General features: G+C 70.7%; 21 protein-coding genes, 1 tRNA gene and 1 riboswitch. Of the genes, 11 read left to right on the forward strand and 11 right to left on the reverse strand.

All coding sequences use genetic code 11. From position 1 onward, the window contains the following. The first annotated feature begins 346 nt into the window (after positions 1 to 346). From IVW53_00005 to IVW53_00015, 3 genes are all read left to right on the forward strand, one after another. Positions 347 to 1,555 carry an ATP-binding protein gene (locus IVW53_00005; protein MBF6603955.1) on the forward strand — a complete coding sequence of 403 codons (1,209 nt, stop codon included), beginning with the start codon at positions 347 to 349 and terminating at the stop codon, positions 1,553 to 1,555. After that, positions 1,552 to 4,758 carry a type I restriction endonuclease subunit R gene (locus IVW53_00010; protein ID MBF6603956.1) on the forward strand — a complete coding sequence of 1,069 codons (3,207 nt, stop codon included), beginning with the start codon at positions 1,552 to 1,554 and terminating at the stop codon, positions 4,756 to 4,758. Before IVW53_00005 ends, IVW53_00010 begins: the two co-directional genes overlap by 4 nt. A gap of 143 nt (positions 4,759 to 4,901) precedes the next feature. After that, positions 4,902 to 5,645, forward strand: a complete 744-nt coding sequence (locus IVW53_00015) for a hypothetical protein (protein MBF6603957.1) — start codon at positions 4,902 to 4,904, stop codon at positions 5,643 to 5,645. Between the two features lie 208 nt (positions 5,646 to 5,853). Here the strand turns inward: IVW53_00015 and IVW53_00020 are convergent, their stop codons facing one another. The 4 genes from IVW53_00020 to IVW53_00035 form a co-directional block, all read right to left on the reverse strand. Continuing rightward, entirely contained in the window at positions 5,854 to 6,300 is a 447-nt protein-coding gene (locus IVW53_00020; GenBank protein ID MBF6603958.1) for a hypothetical protein, read from the reverse strand. 242 nt (positions 6,301 to 6,542) lie between these two features. After that, positions 6,543 to 6,617, reverse strand: a tRNA-Gln gene (locus tag IVW53_00025). A gap of 57 nt (positions 6,618 to 6,674) precedes the next feature. Beyond that, the gene (gene metX / locus IVW53_00030; protein MBF6603959.1) at positions 6,675 to 7,730 is read right to left on the reverse strand and encodes a homoserine O-acetyltransferase; all 1,056 of its coding nucleotides are present in this window, start codon (positions 7,728 to 7,730) and stop codon (positions 6,675 to 6,677) included. 74 nt (positions 7,731 to 7,804) lie between these two features. Continuing rightward, positions 7,805 to 9,148: an O-acetylhomoserine aminocarboxypropyltransferase/cysteine synthase gene (locus IVW53_00035; protein ID MBF6603960.1), complete on the reverse strand. Its 1,344-nt coding sequence runs from the start codon at positions 9,146 to 9,148 to the stop codon at positions 7,805 to 7,807. 438 nt (positions 9,149 to 9,586) lie between these two features. On the opposite strand from IVW53_00035, the gene IVW53_00040 reads away from it, so the two are divergent. Then, positions 9,587 to 10,606, forward strand: coding sequence for an acryloyl-CoA reductase (locus IVW53_00040; GenBank protein MBF6603961.1), 1,020 nt, complete (start codon positions 9,587 to 9,589; stop codon positions 10,604 to 10,606). Positions 10,607 to 10,635: 29 nt separating this feature from the next. Here IVW53_00040 and IVW53_00045 read toward each other — a convergent pair whose 3' ends face one another. Next, positions 10,636 to 11,508, reverse strand: coding sequence for an MBL fold metallo-hydrolase (locus IVW53_00045; GenBank protein MBF6603962.1), 873 nt, complete (start codon positions 11,506 to 11,508; stop codon positions 10,636 to 10,638). Positions 11,509 to 11,575: 67 nt separating this feature from the next. Further along, a riboswitch (TPP riboswitch) is annotated at positions 11,576 to 11,682 on the forward strand. Between the two features lie 78 nt (positions 11,683 to 11,760). Here IVW53_00045 and IVW53_00050 point away from each other — a divergent pair. Together IVW53_00050 and IVW53_00055 are read left to right on the forward strand one after the other, a co-directional pair. Beyond that, positions 11,761 to 12,918, forward strand: a complete 1,158-nt coding sequence (locus tag IVW53_00050; GenBank protein ID MBF6603963.1) for an ABC transporter substrate-binding protein — start codon at positions 11,761 to 11,763, stop codon at positions 12,916 to 12,918. Further along, positions 12,918 to 13,679: an ABC transporter permease gene (locus tag IVW53_00055; GenBank protein MBF6603964.1), complete on the forward strand. Its 762-nt coding sequence runs from the start codon at positions 12,918 to 12,920 to the stop codon at positions 13,677 to 13,679. Before IVW53_00050 ends, IVW53_00055 begins: the two co-directional genes overlap by 1 nt. Positions 13,680 to 14,052: 373 nt before the next feature. On the opposite strand, the gene IVW53_00060 is transcribed toward IVW53_00055, so the two are convergent. The 4 genes from IVW53_00060 to IVW53_00075 all read right to left on the reverse strand — a co-directional run bounded on the left by IVW53_00060 (position 14,053) and on the right by IVW53_00075 (position 18,998). Further along, the gene (locus tag IVW53_00060; protein ID MBF6603965.1) at positions 14,053 to 15,408 is read right to left on the reverse strand and encodes a glutamine synthetase; all 1,356 of its coding nucleotides are present in this window, start codon (positions 15,406 to 15,408) and stop codon (positions 14,053 to 14,055) included. 35 nt (positions 15,409 to 15,443) lie between these two features. Continuing rightward, a complete protein-coding gene (locus IVW53_00065) occupies positions 15,444 to 16,433 on the reverse strand; it encodes a serine/threonine protein kinase (protein MBF6603966.1) in 990 nt (329 codons plus the stop codon). After that, a complete protein-coding gene (locus IVW53_00070; GenBank protein MBF6603967.1) occupies positions 16,430 to 17,389 on the reverse strand; it encodes a serine/threonine-protein phosphatase in 960 nt (319 codons plus the stop codon). Before IVW53_00070 ends, IVW53_00065 begins: the two co-directional genes overlap by 4 nt. Before the next feature lie 61 nt (positions 17,390 to 17,450). Beyond that, complete coding sequence (locus IVW53_00075; GenBank protein MBF6603968.1) at positions 17,451 to 18,998, reverse strand: APC family permease; 1,548 nt, start codon at positions 18,996 to 18,998, stop codon at positions 17,451 to 17,453. A gap of 203 nt (positions 18,999 to 19,201) precedes the next feature. Here IVW53_00075 and IVW53_00080 point away from each other — a divergent pair, with 203 nt between their 5' ends. After that, positions 19,202 to 20,746 (forward strand): gamma-aminobutyraldehyde dehydrogenase, encoded by a 1,545-nt coding sequence (locus tag IVW53_00080; GenBank protein ID MBF6603969.1) that lies wholly within the window; start codon positions 19,202 to 19,204, stop codon positions 20,744 to 20,746. Positions 20,747 to 20,815: 69 nt separating this feature from the next. Here the strand turns inward: IVW53_00080 and IVW53_00085 are convergent, their stop codons facing one another. Continuing rightward, a complete protein-coding gene (locus IVW53_00085) occupies positions 20,816 to 21,994 on the reverse strand; it encodes an acyl-CoA dehydrogenase family protein (protein ID MBF6603970.1) in 1,179 nt (392 codons plus the stop codon). Between the two features lie 9 nt (positions 21,995 to 22,003). On the opposite strand from IVW53_00085, the gene IVW53_00090 reads away from it, so the two are divergent. The 3 genes from IVW53_00090 (at position 22,004) to IVW53_00100 (ending at position 24,131) form a co-directional block, all read left to right on the forward strand. Further along, positions 22,004 to 22,915, forward strand: a complete 912-nt coding sequence (locus IVW53_00090; GenBank protein MBF6603971.1) for an A/G-specific adenine glycosylase — start codon at positions 22,004 to 22,006, stop codon at positions 22,913 to 22,915. A gap of 96 nt (positions 22,916 to 23,011) precedes the next feature. Further along, a complete protein-coding gene (locus IVW53_00095; protein MBF6603972.1) occupies positions 23,012 to 23,878 on the forward strand; it encodes an NAD(P)H-hydrate epimerase in 867 nt (288 codons plus the stop codon). Beyond that, positions 23,871 to 24,131: a hypothetical protein gene (locus IVW53_00100; GenBank protein MBF6603973.1), complete on the forward strand. Its 261-nt coding sequence runs from the start codon at positions 23,871 to 23,873 to the stop codon at positions 24,129 to 24,131. Before IVW53_00095 ends, IVW53_00100 begins: the two co-directional genes overlap by 8 nt. Positions 24,132 to 24,175: 44 nt before the next feature. Here the strand turns inward: IVW53_00100 and IVW53_00105 are convergent, their stop codons facing one another. Continuing rightward, a complete protein-coding gene (locus IVW53_00105) occupies positions 24,176 to 24,802 on the reverse strand; it encodes a DM13 domain-containing protein (protein ID MBF6603974.1) in 627 nt (208 codons plus the stop codon). Positions 24,803 to 25,183: 381 nt separating this feature from the next. On the opposite strand from IVW53_00105, the gene IVW53_00110 reads away from it, so the two are divergent. Continuing rightward, a complete protein-coding gene (locus IVW53_00110; GenBank protein ID MBF6603975.1) occupies positions 25,184 to 25,561 on the forward strand; it encodes a zinc-ribbon domain containing protein in 378 nt (125 codons plus the stop codon). Positions 25,562 to 25,650: the final 89 nt, after the last annotated feature.

Raw genomic sequence — 25,650 nt, forward strand, 5'->3', positions numbered from 1 at the left:
ACCGAGGGTGATCGAAAACCCCGGAATGGGTGATCGGATTCAGCGGAATACGCACATTGGCCACGTCCGTCGCTACGGCCGCATCACGAACGGCGAAGCGAGGCGCTTGCTGGGAGTCGAGGACATCATGGCGATGCGACACATCCTCCGCCGGATGGTGCGCCACGGGCTGCTGGCCCAGCGCGGGACGAGCAAGCAGAACACCTACTATGAGTTGGGCCCGGCAGCTGGACGTTGAGGGTTGGCGGCTGGGAAATGCGATTCTCGTCAGGACAGCACTTCGTGTCCTGATCTTCGGTCACTGACCGCGCCACGCTCCTCGACACCCTGAGTAAGATTACTCACCATGTCGAGTAATCCGTCGGGCTCCCGGTTCGAGCGGGCGCCCGCCGCCGTGCTGGAGGCTCGACTGCGGGACCCGCGGCGCTTCATCCAGGTCGTCGCGGGGCCGCGGCAGGTTGGCAAGACGACGCTCGTGCAGCAGGTGCTCGAGCGCATGGACGTGCCGGTGCGCTACGCGAGCGCGGACGAGCCCACCCTGCGCGGCGCGGACTGGATCGCCCAGCAGTGGGAGGCGGCTCGGCTGGAGGCCGGCGGCGGCCCGGCAATCCTCGCGCTCGACGAGGTCCAGAAGATCCCGCACTGGTCGGAGGCCGTGAAGCGACTGTGGGACGAAGACACGCGGGCGCGGCGTTCACTCGCGGTCGTGCTCCTGGGGTCCGCGCCGCTCCTCATCCAGCGCGGGCTGTCCGAGAGCCTCGCCGGCCGGTTCGAGGTGCTGCGCCTGTCGCACTGGGCGTTCGGCGAAATGCGGGAGGCGTTCGGCTTCTCGCTCGACGAGTACCTGTACTTTGGCGGGTATCCGGGTGCGGCACCGCTCGCGGGCGACCCGGCGCGGTGGAGGCGGTACGTCCTCGACTCCCTCATCGAGACGACGATCTCGCGCGACGTGCTCCTGCTCACGCGCGTGGACAAGCCCGCGCTCCTGCGGCGGATGTTCGAGCTGGGCTCGAGATACTCCGGGCAAGTGCTCTCGTACACGAAGATGCTCGGGCAGCTCCAGGACGCCGGCAACACCACGACGCTCGCCCACTACCTGGACCTCCTCGCCGGCGCCGGCCTGATCCAGGGGCTCCCGAAGTTCGCGGGTCAGGTCGTTCGCCAGCGCGGATCGAGCCCCAAGCTGCAGGTACTCAACACCGCACTGCTGACCGCGCCGTCCGGCCTGCCGCCCGAGGCCGCACGCGCGGACCCGGCCTTCTGGGGACGGCTCGTGGAGTCGGCCGTCGGTGCGCACCTGGCGAATGCGGCGGCATCCGGCGAGTTCGAGCTCTTCCACTGGCGCGAGCGCAATCGGGAGGTGGACTTCGTCGTTCGGTCGGGGAAGCACCTGACGGCCATCGAGGTGAAGAGCGGGCGAACGCCCGAGATGCTGCCGGGCCTGTCCGCCTTCGCGGCCGCGTTCCAGCCCGGACGGACGCTCCTCGTGGGCGGGGACGGCATCGCCGTCGAGGAATTCCTTGCACAGCCGGCGAGCCACTGGGTGCTCGCGTGACCGGCTCTTCGTTCACCGAGTCGATCGTCGAGGAGGCGACACTCACGTGGCTCGGCGCGCTTGGCTGGTCCGTGCTCCACGGGCCGGAGATCGCAGTCGGCACGCCCGGGGCTGAGCGGTCCGATCCGGGCTACCGCGACGTCATCCTCGAGGCACGACTCAGGCGCTCACTCACGCGTCTCAACCCTGGCTTGCCTCCGGAGGCGATCGACGAGGCGTTCCGCAAGCTGACTCGGGTCGCCCTGCCAACGCAGCTCGAGCGGAACCGCGCGCTCCACCGGATGCTTGTCGATGGCGTGACGGTCGAGCACCGCCGTCCTGATGGCTCGATCGCCGGCGCGCAGGCCCGCGTCATCGACTTCGACCGGCCGGCCGCTAACGACTGGCTGGCGGTCAACCAGTTCACCGTCGTCGAGGCGGGCCACGAACGTCGTCCCGATGTCGTGCTGTTCGTGAACGGGCTGCCGCTCGCCGTCATCGAGTTGAAGAACCCGGCCGACGAGGCGGCGACGATCTGGACGGCGTTCAACCAGCTCGGCACGTACGAGGCCCAGATCCCGGCGTTGTTCGGGACGAACGCGGTGCTCGTCGTGTCGGACGGCACGCAGGCGCGGATCGGCGCGCTCGGCGCCGGCCGGGAGTGGTTCAAGCCGTGGCGGACGATCGACGGCGATGGCGACGCCCCGGCCAACCTGCCAGAGCTGCGAGTGCTCATCGAGGGCGTCTTCGAGCATCGCCGGTTCCTCGATCTCGTCCGCCACTTCATCGTGTTCGAGGACGCGGTCGGCGGCGTGCTCGCGAAGAAGATCGCCGGCTACCACCAGTTCCATGCCGTCAATGCCGCGGTCGAGGAGACGCTTCGGGCGGGTGCACCGGCCGGGCAGGCGCACGCGAGAGCCGCCGAACGGCCGGGCCGATACGAGAGCAACCCACAGTCAGGCGGCGATGCCGGCGATCGACGCGTCGGGGTCATCTGGCACACCCAGGGTTCTGGCAAGAGCCTCACGATGGCCTTCTACGCGGGCCGGATCATCCTCGAACCCGCGATGGCGAACCCGACGGTCGTCGTGCTGACGGATCGCAACGACCTCGACGACCAGCTCTTCGGGACGTTCTCCCGCTGCCGCGACCTGCTCCGCCAGGATCCCGTTCAGGCCGTCGACCGGGCCGATCTGCGTGAGAAGCTCGCGGTAGGCTCGGGCGGCGTTGTCTTCAGCACGATCCAGAAGTTCTTCCCCGACGAGAAGGGCGACACCCACCCGGTGCTGTCTGATCGCCGCAACATCGTGGTGATCGCCGACGAGGCGCACCGGAGCCAGTACGATTTCATCGACGGCTTCGCCCGCCACCTCCGTGACGCGCTGCCCGGAGCGTCGTTCATCGGCTTCACTGGCACGCCGATCGAGCTCGCCGACGCGAACACGCGCTCGGTGTTCGGCGACTACATCAGCATCTACGACATCGAGCGCGCGGTCCGCGACGGAGCGACCGTCCCGATCTTCTACGAAGGCCGGCTCGCGAAGATCACCCTGCGCGAGGACGAGCGCCCGCGGATCGACCCCGCTTTCGAGGAAGTGACCGAGGGCGAGGAGGTCGACCGCAAGGAGCAGCTCAAGACGCGCTGGGCGCAACTCGAGGCGCTCGTCGGCTCCGAGCACCGCCTGCGCCTTGTCGCGCGGGATCTCGTCGCGCACTTTGAGGACCGTCTCGCGGCGATGGACGGCAAGGCGATGGTCGTCGCGATGAGTCGGCGGATCGCGGTCGACCTGTACCGCGAGATCGCGCTGCTGCGTCCGGACTGGGTCTTCGATGACGATGCCGGTGGCGCGCTCAAGGTCGTGATGACCGGCTCGGCGACCGATCCGCTCGATTGGCAGCCGCACATCCGCAACAAGGGCCGCCGGGAGGCGCTCGCCACACGGTTCCGTGACCCGACTGACCCGTTCCGGATGGTCATCGTCCGGGACATGTGGCTCACCGGGTTCGACGCGCCCTCGCTCCACACGATGTACCTCGACAAGCCGATGCGCGGCCACGGCCTCATGCAGGCGATCGCCCGGGTGAACCGGGTCTTCCGTGACAAGCCCGGCGGCCTCGTCGTCGATTACCTCGGGCTCGCCGACGAACTGCGCAAGGCGCTCGCGATCTACACCGAGAGCGGTGGAACCGGGCGGACGGCGATCGACCAGCGCGAGGCGGTCGCGCTAATGCTCGAGAAGTACGAGGTCTGCTGCGGGCTCTTCTACGGCTTCGATCACTCGAAGTGGGTGACCGGGACCGCGGAACAGCGACTTTCACTGTTGACCCTCGCGCAGGAGCACATCCTCGCCCAGGTGGACGGTAAGGCTCGTCTGCTCCAGTCGGTCACCGAGCTCTCGGCCGCATTCGCCCTTGCCGTGCCGGCGGACGAGGCGCTCGAGATCCGCGACGACGTCGGCTTCTTCCAGGCCGTCCGCGCCGTCCTCGCGAAGGGCATCGCCACCGAGCGCCGGAGTGATGAGGAGCTCGACCACGCGATCCGCCAGATCATCAGCCGCTCGGTCGCGTCCGACGAGGTCGTCGACATCTTCGCCGCTGCTGGCCTGCGGAAGCCCGACATCTCGATCCTCTCCGACGAGTTCCTCGCCGAAGTCCGGGGGCTCCCGCAGCGCAACGTCGCGGTCGAGCTCCTCCGCAAGCTGCTCGCCGGCGAGATCAAGGCGCGAGGGCGGCGGAATGTCGTGCAAGCACGGTCCTTCGCGGACCTCCTCGAGCAGGCGCTCCGCCGCTACCAGAACCGCGCGATCGAGACGGCACAGGTCATCGAGGAGCTGATCGCGCTTGCCAAGGACCTGCGTGCGGCGAACGCCCGCGGCGAGGCGCTGGGACTGACCGAGGATGAGCTCGCCTTCTACGACGCGCTCGGCACGAACGACAGCGCCGTCGCCGTGCTCGGCGAACCCGAGCTACTGGCGATCGCCCGGGAGCTGACCGAGCAGGTGCGCGCCAATGTGACGATCGACTGGACCGTACGGGAGAACGTGCGTGCTCAGCTACGCGTCCTCGTGAAGCGGATCCTGCGCAAGCACGGCTACCCGCCCGACAAGCAGGAGAAGGCGGCGCAACTCGTCCTCGAGCAGGCGGAAGCGTTGTCCGAGCTGTGGGCCGCGGCACCTCACGCTGCGGTGCCACGAAACCCAGAACGGTTCAGTTCTCTGACTTGAGCAAGGCGTGGACACGTAACGCGATCGGTTCGGCGCGAGGCGGACGTGGGCACGGAGACTCGCCCGAGCACCTAGCCGGCGGCGGTGTCGTCCATTGACTCGAACCACACAATAATGTAGGGTCTGAGCCATCAGGTGACACCTTGAGTTGCTCCGATCTTCCCGATTGGTACCTGCGCCATCGGCTGGCCGTCGTCGACCTGCGGTCGGCTGCGTGGCGCCATGCCCGGGCCGAGGTCGTACCGCCCGGCTACGCGCCGGATGAGTGCATGCGCCGGCTCGCCAGAGCCGGGCGCCTGCGGCGCGTGGGACGCGGCCTCTACGTCGTCGTCGACCCGGTGCGCGAGACTCCGGCCATCGCGATCGCCAGCGCGCTGTTCGCCGAGGTGCCGCACTACGTGACGACCGACGCTGCGCTTATCTTCCACGGCCTCATCGATCAGCCGATCCGGACCATCACCGTCGTGCTGTCCGGCACCCGGCGGGCGATCGACATCGGGCGAGCCGTCGTAGGGCCGGTGACCGTCAGCGTGGACCGGCTCCAAGCCGCCGACGCCTACGCGACGACCGCCGACGGCTTCACCGTCCGGCTGGCGAGTCGCGAGCAGGCGGTCATCGACGCCGTAGCCGAGCCCGCCTGGATGATGCATGGCGACCTGCTTGCGGAGGTGTTGGCCGTCTTCGCCGACGATGAGCTGGAGCGAACGGCGGTCGGTGCACTGGCCCGTTCGACCGCCGCCGCCCAACGCCTCGGGTACCTGCTCGAGGAGGCCGGACGTCAACCGCCGAAGCTGCTCGCGGAACTGCGGCCGCTGCGCGCCGTCCGCCTGCGGCCAAGAGACACGCGTCGCGGTCCGTACTCCACCCGCTGGCGGGTGTATGGCTGAGGCACGCCGGCGCGAATCGATCGCGGCCGACTATCAGGCCGCCCGCGAGGCGAGCGATGCGGCAGCGATGCGTCGCTTCCAGAACGAGGAGACCTGCCTCGTCCTGCTCGCCATCCTCGAGCGCCTCGCCGTCGAGCCAGCGAGCTTCATCCATCGCGTTGCGCTCAAGGGCGGCATCCTGATGGCGGGCGAGCTGCGCTCTCCGCGGTCATCGGCGGATATCGACGCGACGACGGGCCGCCAGCGCCGCATCGACCCGGAGCGGGTGATCGCCGACCTGCGGCGCGCCGGTCGCGCGTTCAACGTGCGCCTCGACGGCGAGCCCGAGCGCACGCCGGGCGGGCTGATCGTCCACTTCCGCTTCGACTCGCTCACCGATGCCGGCACCGCCAGGCTCGAGGTGAGCGTCCGCGAGGATCTCGTCTTCGCGGTGCGTGACGCGCTCTTCGACGTCTCCGAGCTTGGCATCGCACCGTTCTCGGTGCTCGCCGTGGCCGAGGTGGAGCTGGTCGCCGAAAAGCTCCGCGCCCTCGTGCAGCGCGCCCAACCCCGGGACCTCTTCGACCTCCGGCTGTATCTGATCGAGTCGGGCTGGTACCTCGATCCGGCTGATCTGCGCCGTGCGGTCGACGCGAAGCTGGCGCTGACGCGCCACCGCAGCTGGCGGTCCGGCCTGTGGCAGCTGAACCTCGAGGCCATCGCGCGGGCCTGGGACGAGACGATGGGGTCGTGGCTGGATCCGTCACGGCTGCCGCCGTTCACGAACACGATCGAAGACGTCGCCCGGCGCCTGCGCGAGCTGCGCTTGGACTGGACGCATCCAGGCCCGCAGCTCCGGCTCGGCGCGGGATGCTCGATCGTGCGGTCTTCGCCCAGTCCGCGAACGGCACGGCGGTTTGGCTGGCGAGGAAGGATTCGAACCTTCGATCTCCTGATCCAGAGTCAGGCGCCTTACCGCTTGGCCACTCGCCAGTGACGCCCGCGGATGATACCGCAGGGCCGGCTTCGGCCGGGTCGGCGGGACGACCTTCAGGCTCGATCGGATCGGTCCTCGAGCGCCTCCCGAAGCACCTCGGTGAGCTGCGGCCACTCGACGAGGAACGCATCGTGGCCTTTGGATGAGTGGAGTTCGCGGTAGGCGGCGACCACCCCGGCCGCCGCAGCATCATCCACGAGGGCGTGCACCTGGGCCTGGCCGTAGAGGATGTCGCCCTGGATGCCGAGGCCGGTGAGGCGGGTCCCGGCGGCGGCGAGGATCGCGAGCGCCGCGTCGGTGCCGTCGCGTCCGCGGCCGATGTCGTGGTGGTCCATCGCCCGAGCGAGGACTCGATATGTGGCACCGTCGAAGCGGTCGACGAGCTTGCCCCCCTGGTAGTCGAGATAGCTGACGATGGCCGGCCGGCCGTCCGGCTCCAGCTGGCGACCGAATCGCTCGGCGAAATCCGCCTCGGAGCGATAGGTGGTCATCGCGAGCTGGCGGGCGAGGGCGAGGCCGTCGTCGCCGAGTCGATCGATGAGCGTCGCCTGGAGATGGTTCCAGGCCATCGCAAGGGGTCCGGTGGCCGAGGGCGCGGCGATCGGCAGGACGTGGCGCACCGCGTCGGGACGCTCGAGCGCCACCTCGAGCGCCACCATGCCGCCGAGGGACCCGCCGGTGACGAGGGCCAGCTCGCCGATCCCGAGGGCATCGAGGAGCTGCCACTGCGCCCGGGCCTGGTCGCGGGTGGTGACGATCGGGAAGTCCGATCCGTACTCGGCGCCGGTCGCCGGATCGATGGAGGTGGGGCCGGTGGTCCCGTAGCGGCCGCCGAGGAGGTTCGCGCAGAGGACGCCGACGCGGGTCGTGTCGAAGGCCTTTCCGGGGCCGATGAGCGGCGCCCACCAGTCGCCGGCCGCGTCCGCCGAGCCGGTGAGAGCGTGGACGACGAGCACCTGGGCTGCCTCCGCCGGACCGGGTCCGTCGTGGCGGAAGGCGACGGTCAGGGCCGGCAGGGTGACGCCGGATTCGAGGGTGAACGGGCCGAGGGCGAGCTCCTCGACCCGACCGGTCCCGAGGGGCGGCCCGGCCGCGTGGTCTGGGCTCATTTCTGCGGCCGACGGGGGCGTGGGAGGCGACGCCGGTTGTCGGACCGGCGCCGCCTCCGTGGGGAGGGGGATCGTCATGCGGCCGCCCCGACGAGGTCGCCTTGCGGGTTCGGCTGCGTCGCGACCCGGATCGCCTGATCGAGATCGGCGGTGAGATCGTCGACGTGCTCGAGGCCGACGGACAGGCGGATGAGGTCCGGCGTGACGCCAGTCGCGATCTGCTCGGCCTCGGCGAGCTGCGAGTGGGTCGTGGAGGCGGGATGGATGATGAGCGACTTCGCGTCGCCGACGTTCGCGAGGAGGCTGAAGACCTTGACCGCGTCGATGAGCCGCCGGCCGGCGTCCACGCCGCCCTTGATGCCGAAGGTGACGATGCCGCCGAAGCCGCCGCTCAGGTACTTCTTCGCGAGGCCGTGCGAGGCGTGGCTCTCGAGTCCCGGGTAGCTCACCCAGGTGACCTGATCGTTGCGCTCGAGCCAGCGAGCGACCGCGAGGGCGTTCTCACTGTGGCGGGCGATCCGCAGCGGGAGCGTCTCGAGGCCCTGGAGGAAGAGGAACGAGTTGAACGGGCTGAGGGCCGGGCCGAGGTCGCGAAGGCCCTGGACGCGGAGCTTGATGATGAAGGCGGCCGGGCCGAAGGCGCCGGTGTAGCTCACCCCGTGGTAGCTCGGGTCCGGGTCGACGAAGTCGGCGCGGAAGCGCTCGCTCGCCGCCCAGTCGAACTTCCCGCCGTCCACGACGACGCCGCCGATCGCGGTGCCGTGGCCGCCGATCCACTTCGTCGCGCTGTGGATGACGATGTCCGCGCCGTGGTCGATGGGCCGGGAGAGGAGCGGTGCGAACGTGTTGTCCACGACGAGCGGCACGCCGTGGGCGTGGGCGATGTCGGCGATCTGGGCGAGATCGTGGATGTCAAGCCGCGGGTTGCCGATCGTTTCGAGGTAGACGGCCTTGGTGTTCTTGTCGATCGCCGGGCCGAACGTCTCCGGCCGCGTCCCGTCCACGAAGCGGGTGGTGATGCCGAGCTTCGGCAGGGTGTAGTTGAAGAGGTTGTACGTCCCGCCGTAGAGGCTGGAGCTGCTGACGATGTTGTCGCCGGCCCGGGCGAGGTTGAGGATCGTGAGAGTCTCGGCGGCCTGGCCGGACGCGAGGCCGAGGGCGCCGACGCCGCCTTCGAGCGCGGCGACGCGCTCCTCGAAGACGCCGGTGGTCGGGTTCATGATCCGGGTGTAGATGTTGCCGAATTCCTGGAGCCCGAAGAGGCGGGCCGCGTGGGCGGCGTCGTTGAAGACGTAGCTCGTGGTGGCGTAGATCGGGACGGCGCGCGCGCCCGTGGTCGGGTCCGGCTTCTGGCCGGCGTGGAGGGCGAGCGACTCGGGGCGAAGCGTCGCCTGGGTCTCGGGATCGAGTTCGGCCATGGTGGTGGTGTCCTCCGGTGACGGGTGTCCGGCGTGGTGCGCCGTGGCGGACGGCGCCGGTTGGATGAGTCGTCGGTTCGCGAAGTCCCGGCCCTGGGAGGGCGGCGGCTCGCTGGCTGCGAGCCCGGTGGCTTCGGCGGCTACCCGTCGTGTTGGTCGGAGGAAAAAGAAAAGGACCGCGATCCATCTGATGGATCCGCGGCCCCGGGACCTCGTCTGTGGTCCCGCTGCACTCCTTCGATCAGGTTGCGCGTGACCTCAGACCCCATCCTCCGCACGGCGGGGCCGCCAGCGCATACACATCGACCAGGAGACGCAGGTGTGAGTCACGTTGGGGCGGATAGTGGGGGAGTGGCGCGAGTTCGTCAAGTCGCGGTTCGGAGTCGGTCGCGGGGCCGGCGTGCCGCGTCGCCACGCCGTGCCGGGTAGGATGCGAGGATGACCCCCGAGACCGTACGGCCGACCTTCCGCGCCTATGTGGTGGAGCACGCCGGTGAGCGACTCGACGGTCCGGTGACGCGCGGGGTGCGCGAGTTCGCCGCCGCGGACCTGCCGCCGGGCGAGGTGACGATCCGGGTCGCGTGGTCGAGCGTCAACTACAAGGACGGGCTGGCGGCCACGTCCGCCGGACGGGTCGCCCGGATCAGTCCGCTCGTCCCTGGCATCGACCTGGCCGGCGCGGTGGTCGCCAGCGACGATCCGGCCATCCACGCCGGCGATGCCGTCGTCGTCCATGGCCACGACCTCGGCGTCGCGCAGCACGGCGGCTTCGCCGAGTACGCCCGAGTCCCGGCCGCCTGGATCGTTCCGCTGCCGGCCGCGCTCACCGCACGGGACGCGATGGCGATCGGCACCGCCGGCTTCACCGCCGCGCTGTCCGTCCAGGCGCTCGAGTCGCGCGGGCTCACGCCGGCCGCCGGCCCCGTTCTCGTCACGGGTGCGACCGGTGGCGTCGGCAGCACCGCCGTCGCGATCCTCGCCGATCGCGGCTACGAGGTCTGGGCGGTGACGGGCAAGGAGGCGGCCCGGGATTGGCTCGCCGGGCTCGGCGCCGCAGGCTTCCTGTCGCGGGACGAGGTGGCGGTGGAGGGCCGCCCGCTCGAGCACGAACGGTGGGCGGGGGCCATCGACAGTGTCGGAGCCGCGGCGCTCCCGTACATCCTCCGGACCCTTCGTCGCGGGGCCGCCGTGGCCGCCTGCGGGAACGCGTCCGGTCCGGCGCTCGCGACCACGGTCCTGCCGTTCATCCTCCGTGGCGTCGCCCTGCTCGGGATGGATTCGGCCTGGCTGCCGATCCGGGAGCGGCGGGACCTGTGGGAGCGTCTCGCCACGGATCTGCGACCCAGTCGCCTGGACCAACGTGCGACGGAGGTGGGCCTCGACACGCTCGAGCCGGCCCTGGACGGGATCCTCGCCGGTGCGGCGGAGGGGCGCTGGATCGTCCGGCTCGGGGAGTAGCGAGCCCGTCAGTACGCCGCGACGTCCCGTCAGTACGCCGCGACGATCTCCCCGCGGAGCTGGGCAACGGCGCGCTCGAGTGGCTCCCGGGAGTCGGCGGATGGGAATGGCGACCGGGCGATCGCTTCGTCGAGGCTCAGCTCATCGCGCCAGATCCGCGTCGCGAGCTCCGTGAGCGTTCGGATGGCGCGAGCCTGATCGAGGGCGAAGGCCCGCCCCGCGTGGTCGCCGTGGCCGGGCACGACGGTCCCGTCCGCCGGGACGAGGGCGACGAGCCGGTCCGCGGTGTCCGGCCAGTCCATCGGCCAGCCGTCGCCGAAATACGGTGTCGCCCCGTTCTCGAGGAGGTCGCCGGCGAGGACGACGCCGGCGTCCGGCACCACGATCGCGATGTCGTTGTCCGTGTGGGCCCGACCGAGATACCGGAAGTCGACCGGTCGACCTCCGACCGCGATGGTGGTCTCGGTGGCGAAGGTCCGGTCCGGCGGATCGAGCTCGACCTCCGCGAACTCCTCGTCGTACTCCGGCATCTCCTCCCGGATCGACGCCCGCTGGAGCTCGCCGGTCACCTCGATCATCGTCGCGCACCGCTCGTGGCCCCAGATCGCCGCCGGCCGGAAAGCGCGATTGCCGAACGCGTGATCCCAGTGGCCGTGCGTGTTCACCACGGTCAGGCGGTCGGCCGCGCCCGCCCGCAGCTCGCGGATGTGGCCGATGAGTTCGGCCGCCTGGCGGGGGCTCGAGCGACTGTCGACGACGAGGGTCTCGCCGTCGCCGAGCACGACGCCGATGTTCTGGTCGACGAACCGATAGCGGCGGACGAAGACCCGGTCGCCGATCTCCACCCAGCCGCGGAGATGGGCCGGGAGTCGTGCGTCGGCGGCGGCGGCAGGTTCGGTCACGGGTTGGCAGGTTCAGTCACGCGTTGGATGGTAGCGGCGCTCGGGTATAGACTGCCGCCACAACAGAAGACCGCCTCCGGGGAGCGCGAACGCGCTGAGAGTGTGGCTCTCGCCACAGACCCGCCGAACCTGATCTGGCTCGTACCAGCGAAGGAAGCAGGCCCGCCTCGTCATGAGGTCGCCCCATCGTCTCCCGGGCGGACCGCATCTGGCAGGCTGGAGGTCTCGACCACCGTGGCATCGATCATCGACATGCGCCATGCCGTCCGACACGCCGTCCGATCCAGGCTGCCGGGCCTCCTGGCCGCCCTCGTCGTGGCGGTGGGCGCCTGCACGACGGCCGCGCCGATCGCCTCGACCCCCGGCGCTGGGCCGAGCGGGACCACGTCGTCCGGGACAGCGGCATCGGTGGCGCCTTCGGCATCGGCGCCGGTGTCTGCTTCCGCGCCGGCCACCGCATCGCCGACCCCGGACGTGGCCCATCCGGACACGGTCACGCTTGCCCTCGACTGGACGCCGAACACGGATCACACCGGGTTCTATGTCGCCATCGCGAAGGGCTGGTACCACGACGCGGCGATCGACGTGAAGTTCATCCCGTACGGCACGGCGGCGCCGGAGACGCTCATGGGCAGCGGCCAGGCGGACTGCGGCATCAGCTTCCAGGACTCGCTCACGTTCGCCGTCGCGGCCGGCGTTCGGGTCAGGAGCGTCATGGCGATCCTCCAACACGACGCCTCGGCGATCGCGGTCCTCGCCAGTTCGGGGATCACCCGGCCTCGCCAGCTCGACGGCAAGGTCTACGCCGGATTCGGCTATCCGAGTGAGGTCCCGACACTCAAGGCGGTCATCAAGGCGGACGGCGGGAAGGGCGATTTCAAGGTCGTCACCGCGGACAGCACGGCGTACCAGGCGCTCTACTCGCATCAGGCGGACTTCACGATCCCGTTCACCGCCTGGGAGGGCGTCGAGGCGAAGGAGAAGGGGATCGCGCTCCGCTACTTCCAGTTCACCGACTACGGCTTCCCCGACTTCTACCAGGTGGTCCTCGCCTGTTCCGACAGCTGGCTCGCGGCGCACCCGGACGTCGCCCGCCGGTTCGTGGGGGCGACGGTCCGCGGCTTCCAGTACGCGGCGACGAACCCGGACGACGCAGCGGCGATCCTCATCGCCCAGAACCCCGGCATCTTCGACGCGAACAAGCGGCTGCCGCTCGATTCGGCGCGCTACCTCGCCCAGGGCAGGTACTACGTGGACGCAAGCGGGAACGTCGGGACGCAGACGCTCGCCCAGTGGACGGCGTACTCGAAGTTCCTCTATGACCATGGGCTCCTGACCGACGCGGCGGGCAAGCCGCTGACGTCGCCGCCGGATTACGCGTCGCTGTTCACGAACGAGTTCCTCCCCTGATGAGGCGAGTGGTCCCGGTCGCCCTCGCCATCGCGGTCGTGGCGGCCTGGGAGGCGTACGCGCGGTCGCTCGGCGATGCCTCGTCGTTCGTCATCCTGCCGGCCCCGTCGGCGGTCGTCGGCGCCCTGTGGGATCAGCGTGACGCGGCGATCCAGAACACGATCGTCACCCTGGGGGAGGCGGTCGTCGGGTTCGGCGCATCGCTCGCCCTCGCGGTCGTTGCCGCTGTGGTCATGGATCTCATCCCGGCCGTGCGTCGCTCGGTCTACCCGTTCCTTGTCGGCAGCCAGGCCCTGCCGATCCTCGTCGTCGCCCCGATCCTCGTCCTGTGGTTCGGTTTCGGACTGCTGCCGAAGGTCATCGTCATCGTGCTGCTGACGTTCTTTCCGATCGTCGTGGGACTGCTGGACGGCTTCGCCGGGGTCGCTCCGGAGGCGACCGACCTCCTTCGAACGTACGGCGCGTCCCGGCGCCAGGCCCTCTGGCTCGCCCGGTGGCCGGCGGCCCTGCCCTCGTTCTTCACGGGGCTCCGGATCGCGGTCACCTACGCGGTCCTCGGCGCGGTCTATGCCGAGTACGTCGGTTCCTTCGACGGTCTCGGCATCTGGATCCTCACGAGCCAGAAGGCCTTCCGGGTGGACCTCGTGTTCGGTGCCGTGCTCATCGTCCTCGCCGTCTCGGTCGCGGCGTTCGCGGTGGTCGTCGCGATCGAGCGGCTCGTGGTTCCGTGGGCACCACGCTGGCGGCGCGCGTCGGGGTAGGTGGCGGGTCCGGTGATCTGGCGCGGCGAGCGTGCGAGGGCCGCCGCGTGGGGTGCGGCGCCTGCAACCTCAGCGCCGGGGAGGAGGGCTCGGGCCGCCTCGCGTACGCACCAGGTGCGTCGTAGGCTCAGCAGCCAGAGCCGGCGAAGGCTCCGGCAGCCGGGATCGAGCGTGATCGGGGTCCCAACGTTCGCGGATGGGCTGCCAAGTCGCGCATACCACGCACCGCACGCGTAGGTGACGCGGACGGGCTGCCGAGTCGCGCATACCACGCACCGCACGCGTAGGTGACGCCCGCCGCTCCCGCGCCACGGCCCGCCACCGCCCCCCCGCCCGCCCAGGCCCGCCACGAGGCCCGCCACGCCGCGCTCGCTCAGTACTGGTCGAGGTACGCCTCGATCTCCCAGGGCGTGACCTGGCGACGGTAGCGCTCCCATTCCGCGGTCTTCGCCGCGATGAACAGCTCGACGAGGCCGCTCCCGAGCGCGGCGGCGATGACGTCGTCGTCCTCGAGGGCGACGAGCGCCTCCCCGAGCGAGGTCGGAAGGGCGGGGACGGACTGCTTCGGTCCGCCCTGGAATCCGTGGTCGAGCTCCTCCATCGGCGGGCCGAGCTCGAGCTCCGACTCGAGTCCGTCGAGGCCGGCGGTGAGCATCGCCGCGAACGCAAGGTACGGATTGCACGACGGATCCGGCAGTCGGAGCTCGAGGCGGGTGCCGGCGTCGTCGAGCGACGTCGCCGACTCCGGAGCGAGTGTCGGCACCCGGATGAGCGCCGACCGGTTGTGGCGACCCCAGCTCCCCGCCACCGGGGCCTCGTAGCCCGGGACGAGCCGCTTGTACGAGTTGACGAGCGGGGCGAGGAGCGCCGCCATGCCCGGAGCGTGATGGAGCTGTCCCGCGGCGAACCGCCGCCCGATGGCGGACAGCCCGTACGCCTCGCCCGGGTCGTGGAACGCGTTCGTGCCGTCGTGGAGGAGGGCGACCTGGTGCGTGTGCATGCCCGAGCCTGCCGCATCGGCCACCGGCTTCGGCATGAAGCTCGCCCGCAGTCCCGCGGAGGCCGCGATCTCCTTGACCGCCGGCTTGAGCGTCGCGAGCGCGTCGGCGGTCCGCAGGGCGTCGCGGAACGGCAGGTCCAGCTCGAACTGGCCGGTCGCCACCTCGTGGTGGCTCGACCGGATCCGGATCCCCATCCGTTCGAGGGTCGAGACGATGCGAAGCTCCACCTGGCGCGATCGGCCGCGGCTGCGCTCGAAGTAGCCGCTCGCCTCGCCGCCCCCCGGGCTCGGCCCCGCGGCATCCGCCGGGAAGAGGAAGAACTCGACCTCGGGGGCGACCCAGTAGTCGAGCCCTCCGTCGCGCGCCTGGTCGAGGACGGCCCGCAGCACGCCGCGGCTGTCGCCCGCGTAGCGCTCGCCGTCCGGGGTCACGACGTCGCAGATGAACCGCGCACAGATCGGGTCCACGGACGACGAGGCGAGGCTGAACGTCGTCAGGTCCGGCCGCAGGTACATGTCCGACTCGAGCTCGCGCGTGGCGCCCTCGATCGCCGAGCCGTCGAACCACTCGCCGCCGTCGAGGACCTCGTCGAGCCGGCGGACGGGCACGAAGACGCTCCGCAGCGCCCCGCTGATGTCGGCGAACTGCAGCTCGGCCTGCTCGGCGCCGGCCTGGGCGGAGCGGCGGAGGAGTTCCTTGACGTCGACCCGCGACGGGCGGTGCGAGATGGCGCGTCTGGACACGATGATCGATCTCCCGGCGTTCAGCCGATCCGGTGGGTGAGGAGGTAGAACCCGACGACGAGGACGACGCTGGCGGCGAGGAAGCCGATGCTGATCCCCGCCACGAGGAGCCACAGCCGACCTTTGCTCTCCGGGCGCAGCGGCGCCTCGTCCGCGAAGACGAACCGCGAGATGTCCAGGTCGTGCCACGTCTCGAGGTCGTGGAGAAGGGCGCCGGCGTCGCGGTATCGCTCGTCCGGATCCTTGCGCAGACACTTCCGGACGATCCCCTCGATCGGGGCCGGCACGGCCGGGTTGATGGCGTGGAGCGGCGGGACGGCCGCGCTCAGGTGCTGGCTCATGACCGACAGCGGATTGTCGCCCTCCCACGGGACGCTCCCGGCGAGCATCTCGTAGAGGATGACCCCGATCGCGTAGACGTCCGTGCGGGCGTCCCCGCGCTTGCCCTGGACCTGTTCGGGTGCCATGTAGTCCGGTGTCCCCACCGTGGACGTGAACCAGCGGTAGGTGAGCCGCCGGGCGCCGGCCATGAGCGCGATCCCGAAGTCGGTGACGACGAGCCGGCCGTCCGGCGTGACGAGGAGGTTCTCCGGCTTGAGGTCGCGGTGGTAGACGGATCGGCCGTGGGCGTAGGCCATCGCCGCCGCGAGCTGGCGGGCGAGATCGATGGCCCGATCGAGCTCCAGTCGTTGCTCGTGGGCGAGCAGCGCCCGCAGGGTCTCGCCCGCCACGTACTCGAGGACGAGATACGGCCGGCTGCGGTCGCCGCCGACATCGAGCGAGCGCTGGATCCCGGGGTGGTCGAGCGTCCTGGCGATCTGCATCTCGCGGCGGAAGCGGTCGAACGAGTTGACGTCGGCGAGGATCGCCTCGTGCGGGCACTTCATGACAACGCGCCGGCCGGCCGGATCTGTGGCCAGGAAGACGTCGCTGAAGGCGCCATGGCCGATCGCCTCGACGATCGTGAACCCGTCGAGGTCCGAACCGGCCGTGAGCTCCTGCGCCGTCATGAGGGAAGGAACCGCCGCCAGCCGCGGGGACGGTCCGCCGGGTGGCCGGCGCGCTCCACGCGGACCGTCACGGCCGTGGCGTTGTCCTCGCCGCCGCGCTCGATGGCCAGCAGGACCAGCCGCTCGCATCCGGACCGCACGTCGCCGCGCAGTGCCTGCCGGATCTCGCTCGCGTCCACCTTGCTCCACAGACCGTCGGAGCAGAGGAGGAACGTGTCGCCATCCGCGAGCGACTCCATCCTTACGTCCGTGCGGACCGTGATCTCCGCGCCGAGCGACCGGGTGAGGGCGTGGCGGGCCGGGTGATCGGCCGCCTGGTCCGCTCGGATGAGGCGCATGCGGAGCATCTCCATGACCTGGGTATGGTCCGTCGTGAGGAGGTCGAGCATATCGCCGCGCGCCCGGTAGATCCGGCTGTCGCCAACGTGGCCGATGTGCGCCTCGCCCGGGACGAGGAGGAGTGCCGTGAGGGTCGTCTGCATCCGGCGCGCCCCCTCCCCGGACAGGGCCGCATCGAAGACCCGCTGATTCGCCGCGTTGAAGCCGGACCGCAGGAGCGGCGCACCCCGCGATCCCGCGTCCGTCGATGCGCCGAAGCGGTCGAGCAGTTCGCCGATCGCGATCCGGCTCGCCACGTCGCCCCCGCCATGGCCGCCGAGACCGTCCGCGACGGCGAAGACGACGCCGGAATCGTCCGCTTCGGCGCTCATCCCGCCGACCGGACCCCAGGCCTCCACCGGACCGTCGACGGCGCTGATCAGCGGGATCGGGGCGAGGTCCGTCCGGCTCCCGATGATGACGCCGGACGCCGGCGCCGCAAGGCGGCCCCAGCCGAGATGGTCCTCATTGCGCTCCCGCACGGGCCCCGTCGTCGACATCGCGCCGTGCACGACGACGAGCGCCGCCTCGACGGCGCTCGTCGGATCGCCTGGCAGGGATCCCGGGATCGGCGTCACGGACCCGCCGCAGGCTCGACCCGGGTTCGGGTCATGGGTCGGGCGGCCCGGCCGCTGCCGATCAGGTGCTCGACTTCGCGGTCACGAGGACGCTCCTTCTTCGAGCCGCCGATCCGGCGAAGAGCCAGACGATGCCCGCCACGACCCAGACCACGACGACCCCGAGGGCGATGATGGTGTCGCTCTGGGTGGAGCCGCCCGCCGAGACGCTCTCGAAGATGACGGCCCCGAGCATCGCGGCGTTCGCCAGTGCCCCGATGACCGGGATGACGATGTGCTTGAGGAGGCTCCGGCCGGGCCGTCCGGCGAAGGCGACGATGACGATGAGGTTCGTCATCCCGTACACGAGGAACGTTCCGGTATTCGAGGCGAGGGTGATCTGGAGGAGGTTGTCCGCGCTGAGGACGCCGTAGGCACCGAGGACCGCGGAGAGGATGGCGAGGGCGAGGACGCCGTAATGGGGCGTGGCGTACTTGCCGTGGAGTGCACCGAGGACCCCGGGGACCTCCTTGTCGCGACCCATGACGTAGGTGATCCGGACGCCGGTGTTGAGGCAGGCGAGGGTCGTCCCGATGAGGGCGACGAGGACGGTCGCGGCCAGGATGAGGGCGAGGATGGAGCCCGTCCCGCCGAGCATCGTGTCGCCGATGAACCTGATCATGTCGCCGATCGGCGCTCCCGAGGCGGCCGCGGCCGCATAGCCGGACACGGTGGAGGTGTTGCCGGCGGCGTCGGTGACGGTCGCGGTGACCCCGTTGTTGACGAAGAAGTTCGCCGCCACGTACTCGATGACGTAGGCCACAGCGCCCTGGATGGCGAGCGACAGGAGGATCGCCCGCCGGACGTCGCGCTTCGGGTTGATCGCCTCGGCCCCGAGCGCCGTCACGGATTCGAAGCCGACGAGAAGGAGGATCGCGATCGTTCCCTGGAACAGCACGTTCGTCATGCTGTGCGGCAGGACGACGGAGGTGAGGCCGCTGTGGGCGTACTGCAGCTCCGGGTGGGTAAGCCGGAAGACGATGGCGAGGATGGAGAAGCCGACGAGGGCGGTGAGCTGGATGACGTTGATCACGATGGCGGTCATCGTCGAGCCCGAGATCCCGCGGAAGGCGATGTAGCCGGTGGCCGCCGAGAAGATGACGACCGCCCCGATCTCGAGCGGGGTGCTGAGGGTCACGCCCACGATGCCGAGGATGTAGACGGCGAGCGTCCCGGTGAACGCGACCATGATCCCGGGATAGATCCAGTAGTAGAGGTGCGACACCCAGCCGACGATGAACTTCGCGAGCCGCGCGAACTGGTAGTGGGCCTGTTTCTCCCGGTCGAGGAAGGCGGCCTCGGCGAAGTAGTACGACGATCCGGCGCCGGCGTCCGGATAGAGGTTCGCCAGCTCGGCGTACGAGTACGCCGTGAGAAAGGCGAGGATGAGGACGAAGAGGAGGCCCGGGACCATGTCGTTGGCGGTGGTGGAACCGCCGTTCGTCTGGACGACCTGCGCCTGGAACGTCGTCCACAGGAACGCGCCGGGCGCGATGAGCGCCATCGCGTTGATCGTCAGTCCGGTCAGCGAGAGGGTCTTCTTCATCTCGCCGGAAGTGGCGGCCGTCATCGGGGATCCTCCTCCACTGTGCACCGCAGCCGGTGCCGGTCGTCAGCGGGCCCATGCTCGCCGACCGGGGGCGGGAGTACGGACGTCGCCCCGGAGTCATCTCGGACGCACGAAGGTTGCGATCGACAAGGGCGGATCGATGCGATCGGGCCGGCGGTGGTGCGAAGCCGCGAGGCGCAGCGTGAGACTCGCTGGACGTCCCGATGCACAATGGAGGCCTTCCCGACGCTCCATCAGATCGGGACGACGCCGCTGCCGGACCGCCGCACCGCGACGCCGTCCGAGAACCACCGGAGGGCCCCGTGACCGAGACGCTCGAGCGGATCAGGACGTACCAGCAGTTCATCGACGGCGGATGGGTGGACAGTGCGGGCGGCGAGACGCTGGCCGTCGAGAACCCGGCCGACGGCCAGGTCATCGCGAGGGTCCCGGCCTCCGGGTCGGAGGACGTCGATCGCGCGGCCACGGCCGCGGCGAAGGCGTTCGAGACCTGGCAGCACACGACCCCGCAGGAGCGGAGCCTCGCCCTGCTCAAGCTCGCGGACGGCATCGAGGCGCGAGCGGACGAGCTCGGCCGGCTCGAGTCCAGGAACGCCGGCAAGCCGGTCGGCGCGGCGATCGAAGAGATCCCCGTCGTCGTCGACAACCTGCGCTTCTTCGCCGGTGCGGCGCGGGTCATGGAGGGCAAGGCGGCCAACGAGTACATGGCCGGCCACACCTCGATGATCCGCCGCGAGCCGGTCGGCGTCGTCGCCTCCATCGCACCGTGGAACTACCCGCTCATGATGGCCGGCTGGAAGATCGGGCCCGCCCTCGCGGCCGGCAACACGGTCGTCCTCAAGCCGTCCGCCCGGACCCCGCTCACGGCCCTCGTCCTCGCCGAGATCGCTGCGGAGGTCCTCCCGCCCGGCGTCCTCAACGTCATCACCGGCACCGGCGCCGCCATCGGCGACGCGCTCGTCGGCCACCCGAAGGTCGGCATGATCTCGGTCACCGGGGACACGGACACCGGCAAGCACATCGCGCGGGTGGCGGCGGAGCGGGTGAAGCGGCTCCATCTCGAGCTCGGCGGCAAGGCGCCGGTCATCGTCTTCGACGACGCGGATCTCGACGCCGTCACCGAGGCCATCAAGCTGTGGGGCTACTGGAACAGCGGCCAGGACTGCACGGCTGCCTGCCGCATCATCGCCGGGCCGAAGATCTACGAGCGCTTCGTCGCCGACCTCGCCAGCCAGGTGAAGGCGATCAGGTGGGGCGACCCCGCGGAGGGCGACGAGATCGAGATGGGCTCGCTCATCGCGCCCGCCCAGGCGGACAAGGTGTCGGGGATGGTCGAGCGGGCGCAGGCCTCGGCGGAGATCGTCACCGGCGGCCATCGACCGGAGCGCGCGGGCTCGTTCTATGAGCCGACGGTCATCGCCGGTCCGGATCAGCGCAGCGAGATCGTCCAGGACGAGGTCTTCGGGCCAGTCGTCACGGTCCAGCGCTTCAAGGACGAGGACCAGGCGATCGCCTGGGCGAACGACGTCCGCTTCGGTCTCGCCGCCTCGGTCTGGTCTGGCGATGTCGGCAAGGCGATGCGGGTGGCGAAGGCGATCCAGTTTGGGACCGTCTGGATCAACGACCACTTCATGCTCGTCTCGGAGATGCCGCACGGCGGCTTCCGGGAGTCCGGCTACGGCAAGGACCAGAGCATGTACGCGATCGAGGACTACACGGTCGTCAAGCACGTCATGGTCAAGCTCTGAGCCCGACGGGAGTGGCGGGACTGCCGGGAGTGCCGGGACTGGCCCGAGCGCCGCTGCGGCGCGGTCGCCTCAGGAGAAGGCGTCGAGGCCGGTGAGCGCCTTGCCGAGGACGAGCTGGTGGATCTCGGACGTGCCCTCGTACGTGAGCACGGATTCGAGGTTCGCGGCGTGGCGGAGGATCGGGTACTCGAGGGTGATGCCGTTGGCGCCGAGGATCGTGCGGGCCTCGCGGGCGATCGCCAGCGCTTCGCGGACGTTGTTGAGCTTGCCGAGGCTCACCTGGTCGGGGCGGATCCGCCCCTCGTCCTTGAGGCGCCCGAGGTGGAGCGCGAGAAGCGTTCCCTTCTCGAGCTCCAGGAGCATGTCGGCGAGCTTGCGCTGCGTGAGCTGGAAGCCGCCGATCGGCCGGCCGAACTGGACCCGCGTCCGCGAGTAGTGGACGGCCGCCTCGAAGCACGCTCGGGCGGCCCCCATGGCGCCCCAGACGATCCCATAGCGGGCCTCCGTGAGGCAGCTCAGCGGACCCTTGAGCCCGCGCACGCCGGGCAGGACCGCGCTCGCCGGAAGGCGGCACTCGTCGAACAGGAGCTCGGACGTGACAGACGCCCGGAGGGAGAGCTTTCGGTGCATGTCGCGAGTGTCGAAGCCGGACGTGCCGCGCGGCACGACGAAGCCGCGGATGTCGTCCTCCGTCCGGGCCCAGACCACCGCGACGTCCGCGATCCCGCCGTTCGTGATCCACATCTTCGCGCCGGACAGGATCCAGTCGGCATGGTCGCCCGGGCCGTCGCGGCGGGCCGTCGTCCGCATGGATCCGGGATCGGAGCCGAAGTCCGGCTCGGTGAGCCCGAAGCAGCCGATCGCCTCGCCCCGTGCCATCCGCGGCAGCCACTCGTCCTTCTGTGCGTCCGAGCCGTAGCGCCAGATCGGGAACATCGAGAGCGATCCCTGGACGCTCACCGCGCTGCGGAAGCCGGAGTCACCGGCTTCGAGCTCGAGGCAGGCGAGACCGTACGAGACGGCGCTCGCGCCCGCGCAGCCGTAGCCACTGAGATGCATTCCGAGGAGACCGAGCTCACCGAGCGCGGGGAACAGCTCGCGAGGGAACTCGCCGCGCTCGTACCAGTCCTCGATGCGAGGGCTCACGTTGTCCGCGACCCAGCTCCGCACGGTGTCGCGGATGAGGCGTTCCTCGCCGCTCAGGAGCCGGTCGATGTCGAGGAAGTCGGTCGGGTCGGGGAGCGTCATCGTCCACGGATGCTAGCGGACCGCGCGGCACTCCGACGGTTCGCCGGGGACCTCGGCGACTGGTATCGCCGGGAGGGACGGACCCTCGAGGTGCGCGCGACGGCCGATCCGTGGGCGGTCCTCGTCGCGGAGACGATGTCGCAGCAGACGCAGATCGCCCGGGTCGGTCCGTTCTGGCGGCGATTCATCGATCGCTGGCCGACGCCGGCCGCCCTCGCCGCCGCCTCGACGCCGGATCTCCTCGCGGCGTGGGCCGGCCTCGGCTACAACCGCCGCGCGCTCGCGCTCCGTGACGCCGCGCGACGGATCGTGGCAGAGCACGGTGGGGTCGTGCCGTCCGACATCGGAGCGCTCCAGGCCCTGCCGGGCGTGGGGCCGTACACCGCCCGGGCCGTCGCCGCGAGCGCCTTCGGCATGCCCGTCGCGCCGGTCGACGTCAACGTGCGCCGGGTCGTAAGCCGGTTCACCGGCCTGAGCGGTGCGCGTGCGGTCCAGGACGCGGCGGACCGGCTCATCGGCACGTCTGCGTCCGGTCCTGCCGTCTGGGTCCACGCGGTGATGGACCTGGCGGCCACGATCTGCGTCCGGCGCCATCCGGCGTGCGATCGGTGTCCGGTGGCGGCAGGATGCGTCTCGCGCGGGACGATGGGCGACGAACCGTCGCGTCGTCCGGTCGGCGGCGCGGATGGCTCCGCGACGCGCTCCTCGGCGCGATCCGCGGCGGTCCCGTTCCGGCGGACCAACCGCTGGCTCCGCGGCCGGCTCGTCGCCCGTGCCCGGGAGGCGGCACCCGGATCGTGGGTGGTGTTCGACGGTCCGATCGGCGATCACGACAGCGCCGCGGTGATTCGCGCCCTCGCCGGGCTCGCCGCCGAAGGATTCATCGAGGTCGACGGCGACCTGTTTCGCCTGCGCGCCTGACGGTCGCTCGGTTGCTCGGCTCGTCGGTTCCTCGGCTCGTTCGGCCAGTCGGCTTCTCGGTGCGTGCTGCACCCGGAAACGGCTACGCTTGCGGGCGTGCCTCGCGCGACGACCCCCCGCCGCCCGATCCGCGTCGCCGAACCGATCGTCGAGCGTGCGTCGTCCGTTCGCCCTCCCACCGTGGACCGTGCGCTGCCCCTGCCGGGCGATGATCCGACGCTCTTCGAACTCGACCTCCCGGGACTCGCTGCCCGCTGGACGGAGGCGATGCACCGGTCACCGATGAGCGCCGAGGCGATGACCGGCGCCGACCGTCGGGCGCAGGCGCTCGGCATGCCCGGGTCCACCCTCATGGAGCACGCGGGCACGGCCGTCGCGGCGGTCACCCGCGCCTTCGCCGAGCGGACCGAACGCTGGGGCAGCGGCCCCATCCTCGTCCTCTGCGGGCCCGGCAACAACGGCGGCGACGGGTTCGTCGCATCGCGCCGGCTCGGCCGCCTCGGTGCGCGTGTCGTCGTGGTCTTCGTGGCCTCGGAGGGACGTCCAGCCGGCCGCGCGAGCGGCCCGAACTGGGATCGCCTCGCCGGCGAGCCGAACGTCGAGCGGATCCACGCGCCGGTCGCGCGCGATCTCGCGATCCTCGGTCAGGGTATCGAGAACGTGGCGATCGTCGTCGATGCACTGCTCGGGACCGGGGTCCGCGGCGCTCTTCGCGAACCGATCCGCTCGGGCGTCGAGCTCATCCGACGGGCCCGCGAGGCAGGCGTGCCCGTCGTGGCCGTCGATACGCCGACGGCGATCGATCTGACGAGCGGCGAGATCTCCGACCCGGTCGTCCGCGCCGATGTCACGGTGACCTTCCACCGCCCGAAGGTCGGACTCCGGACGCGCCGGGGTGCGACGTTCGCCGGCCGGGTGCTGGTCGCCCCGATCGGCATCCCGGCCGAGGCGGATCGTGGTTGAACCGCGCCCGGACGGCGGTCCCGCGGCGGCGGACCCGGTTGGCACCGGCGTGGGTCGAACGCCCGGCTGGCGCGAGGTGCTCACCGTCGCCGGGCTCGTCGTGGCGGTCGTGCTCGGAGCGGCCTTCCTCACCGGCATCCTGCCGACGGCCGGCCAGGATGTCGTGTTCAGAACGCCGCTGGCGATCGTCGTGATCGTCGTCGGGACGGTGGGCCTGCTCGTTCGACTCGCCCGCCGCCCGCCGGTGGCCTGAGCGCCGTTCGCTGCCGAGGCGTCGCGTTCGGTCGGCGGAGACGGTCACCCGCCGCTGAGGGGTGCCGCCGCCACCGCGTGGGCCATCTGCGTATCCCAGAGGACGACCGTGTGGTATCGCATGGCGTCCGCCGACATCGCCGCGGGGACCGCGTAGTCCTGCATCCCCGTCGTGCCGATGAGCGGACCGAGATCGATGGCGGACGTCGGGACGACGTCGGCGTCCCGGGTGACGTCCCTGGCCGTGACGAGCAGGACGTGGATGTTCGCGGCACTCCCGGTCGAGAGGTCCTCGAAGACCACCGTGAAGCTGCCGTCGGCCAGGTGGCGGAGGATGACGTTCCCCGTCGCATCGGCGTCGACTCGATGGAACGAGCCGCTCGCCACCGACGTGGAGCCCGCGGGCGCGCCGGGGGCGACGGCCTCGGGACTGCCGGATCCCATCGCCTCGGGACTGCCGGATCCCATCGCCTCGTGGCTGGCCATCGCCTCGTGGCTTGCCATCGGTTCGTGGCTGGCCATCGCCTCATGGCTGGCCATCGCATCCGGACTGCCCGATGGAGGGGCGGAGGCGGATGGACTGGCGGCGCTCGTGCAGGAGCCGACGATAAGGACCGCTGCGAGGGCGGCTGCAACGGCTCCGGATCGCGGGGAACGGATGGTGGCTGTCATCGGGTCGACCTCGCTGCTGCTTCCTGAGGCGCCCGACCCTACCGGCGCCCCATGACGAGGCGGTGACGACTGTGTGACACCATGGACGAGGCGACGGGGTCGCCGTCGCGTCGGCGACCCCGTCGCACAGCCGGCGCGCCGTTCGGACCTCGGGTCCAGTCGGGAGGCGGACGGCGTCACCGATCGGTCGGAACGGTCCGATTCACGGACCAACGACGGGCCCCCTGTACAGCGCTTGACAGGGGGCCTATAGTCCCGCGAGTAAACGCCACGGGGAGCCGTGGCAGACATAACGTAGCTTGACCGACCGACTCGGACTCCTCTCGGCTGACGCGGGATCACGACGGATCGCGCGGGCTACCCGAGAGGAGTTTCGATTCCGTGTACAACGACAAGACCCTGGCCTGCGCAGATTGCGGTCAGCAGTTCGTGTTCACCGCGAGTGAGCAGGACTTCTACGCACAGCGCGGGTTCACCGAGCCTCGCCGCTGTCCGAGCTGTCGAGCGAGCCGCAAGGCTTCGCGCGGTACCACCACGGGCGGCGGTAGTGGGTACAGCAGCGGTGGTGGGTACAGCAGCGGTAGTGGGTACAGCAGCAGCGGCGGCGGCGGTGGTGGCGGCGGATACGACCGCGGCCCCCGCGAGATGTTCGCCGCGACCTGCAGCAACTGCGGCCGCGAGGCCCAGGTGCCGTTCCGCCCCACGAGCGGCAAGCCCGTGTATTGCAGCGACTGCTTCCGGAGCATGCGCGGCAACTAGTCCAGACTCCTCTCTCCGGACCGGCAAACCTGCCGGTCCGCCCTCGCGAACCAACGACCCGGGTCAGTCAGCCGCCCGGGTCGTTCGAT

It is taken from the genome of Chloroflexota bacterium, assembly GCA_015478725.1.
Classification (GTDB): domain Bacteria; phylum Chloroflexota; class Limnocylindria; order Limnocylindrales; family CSP1-4; genus C-114.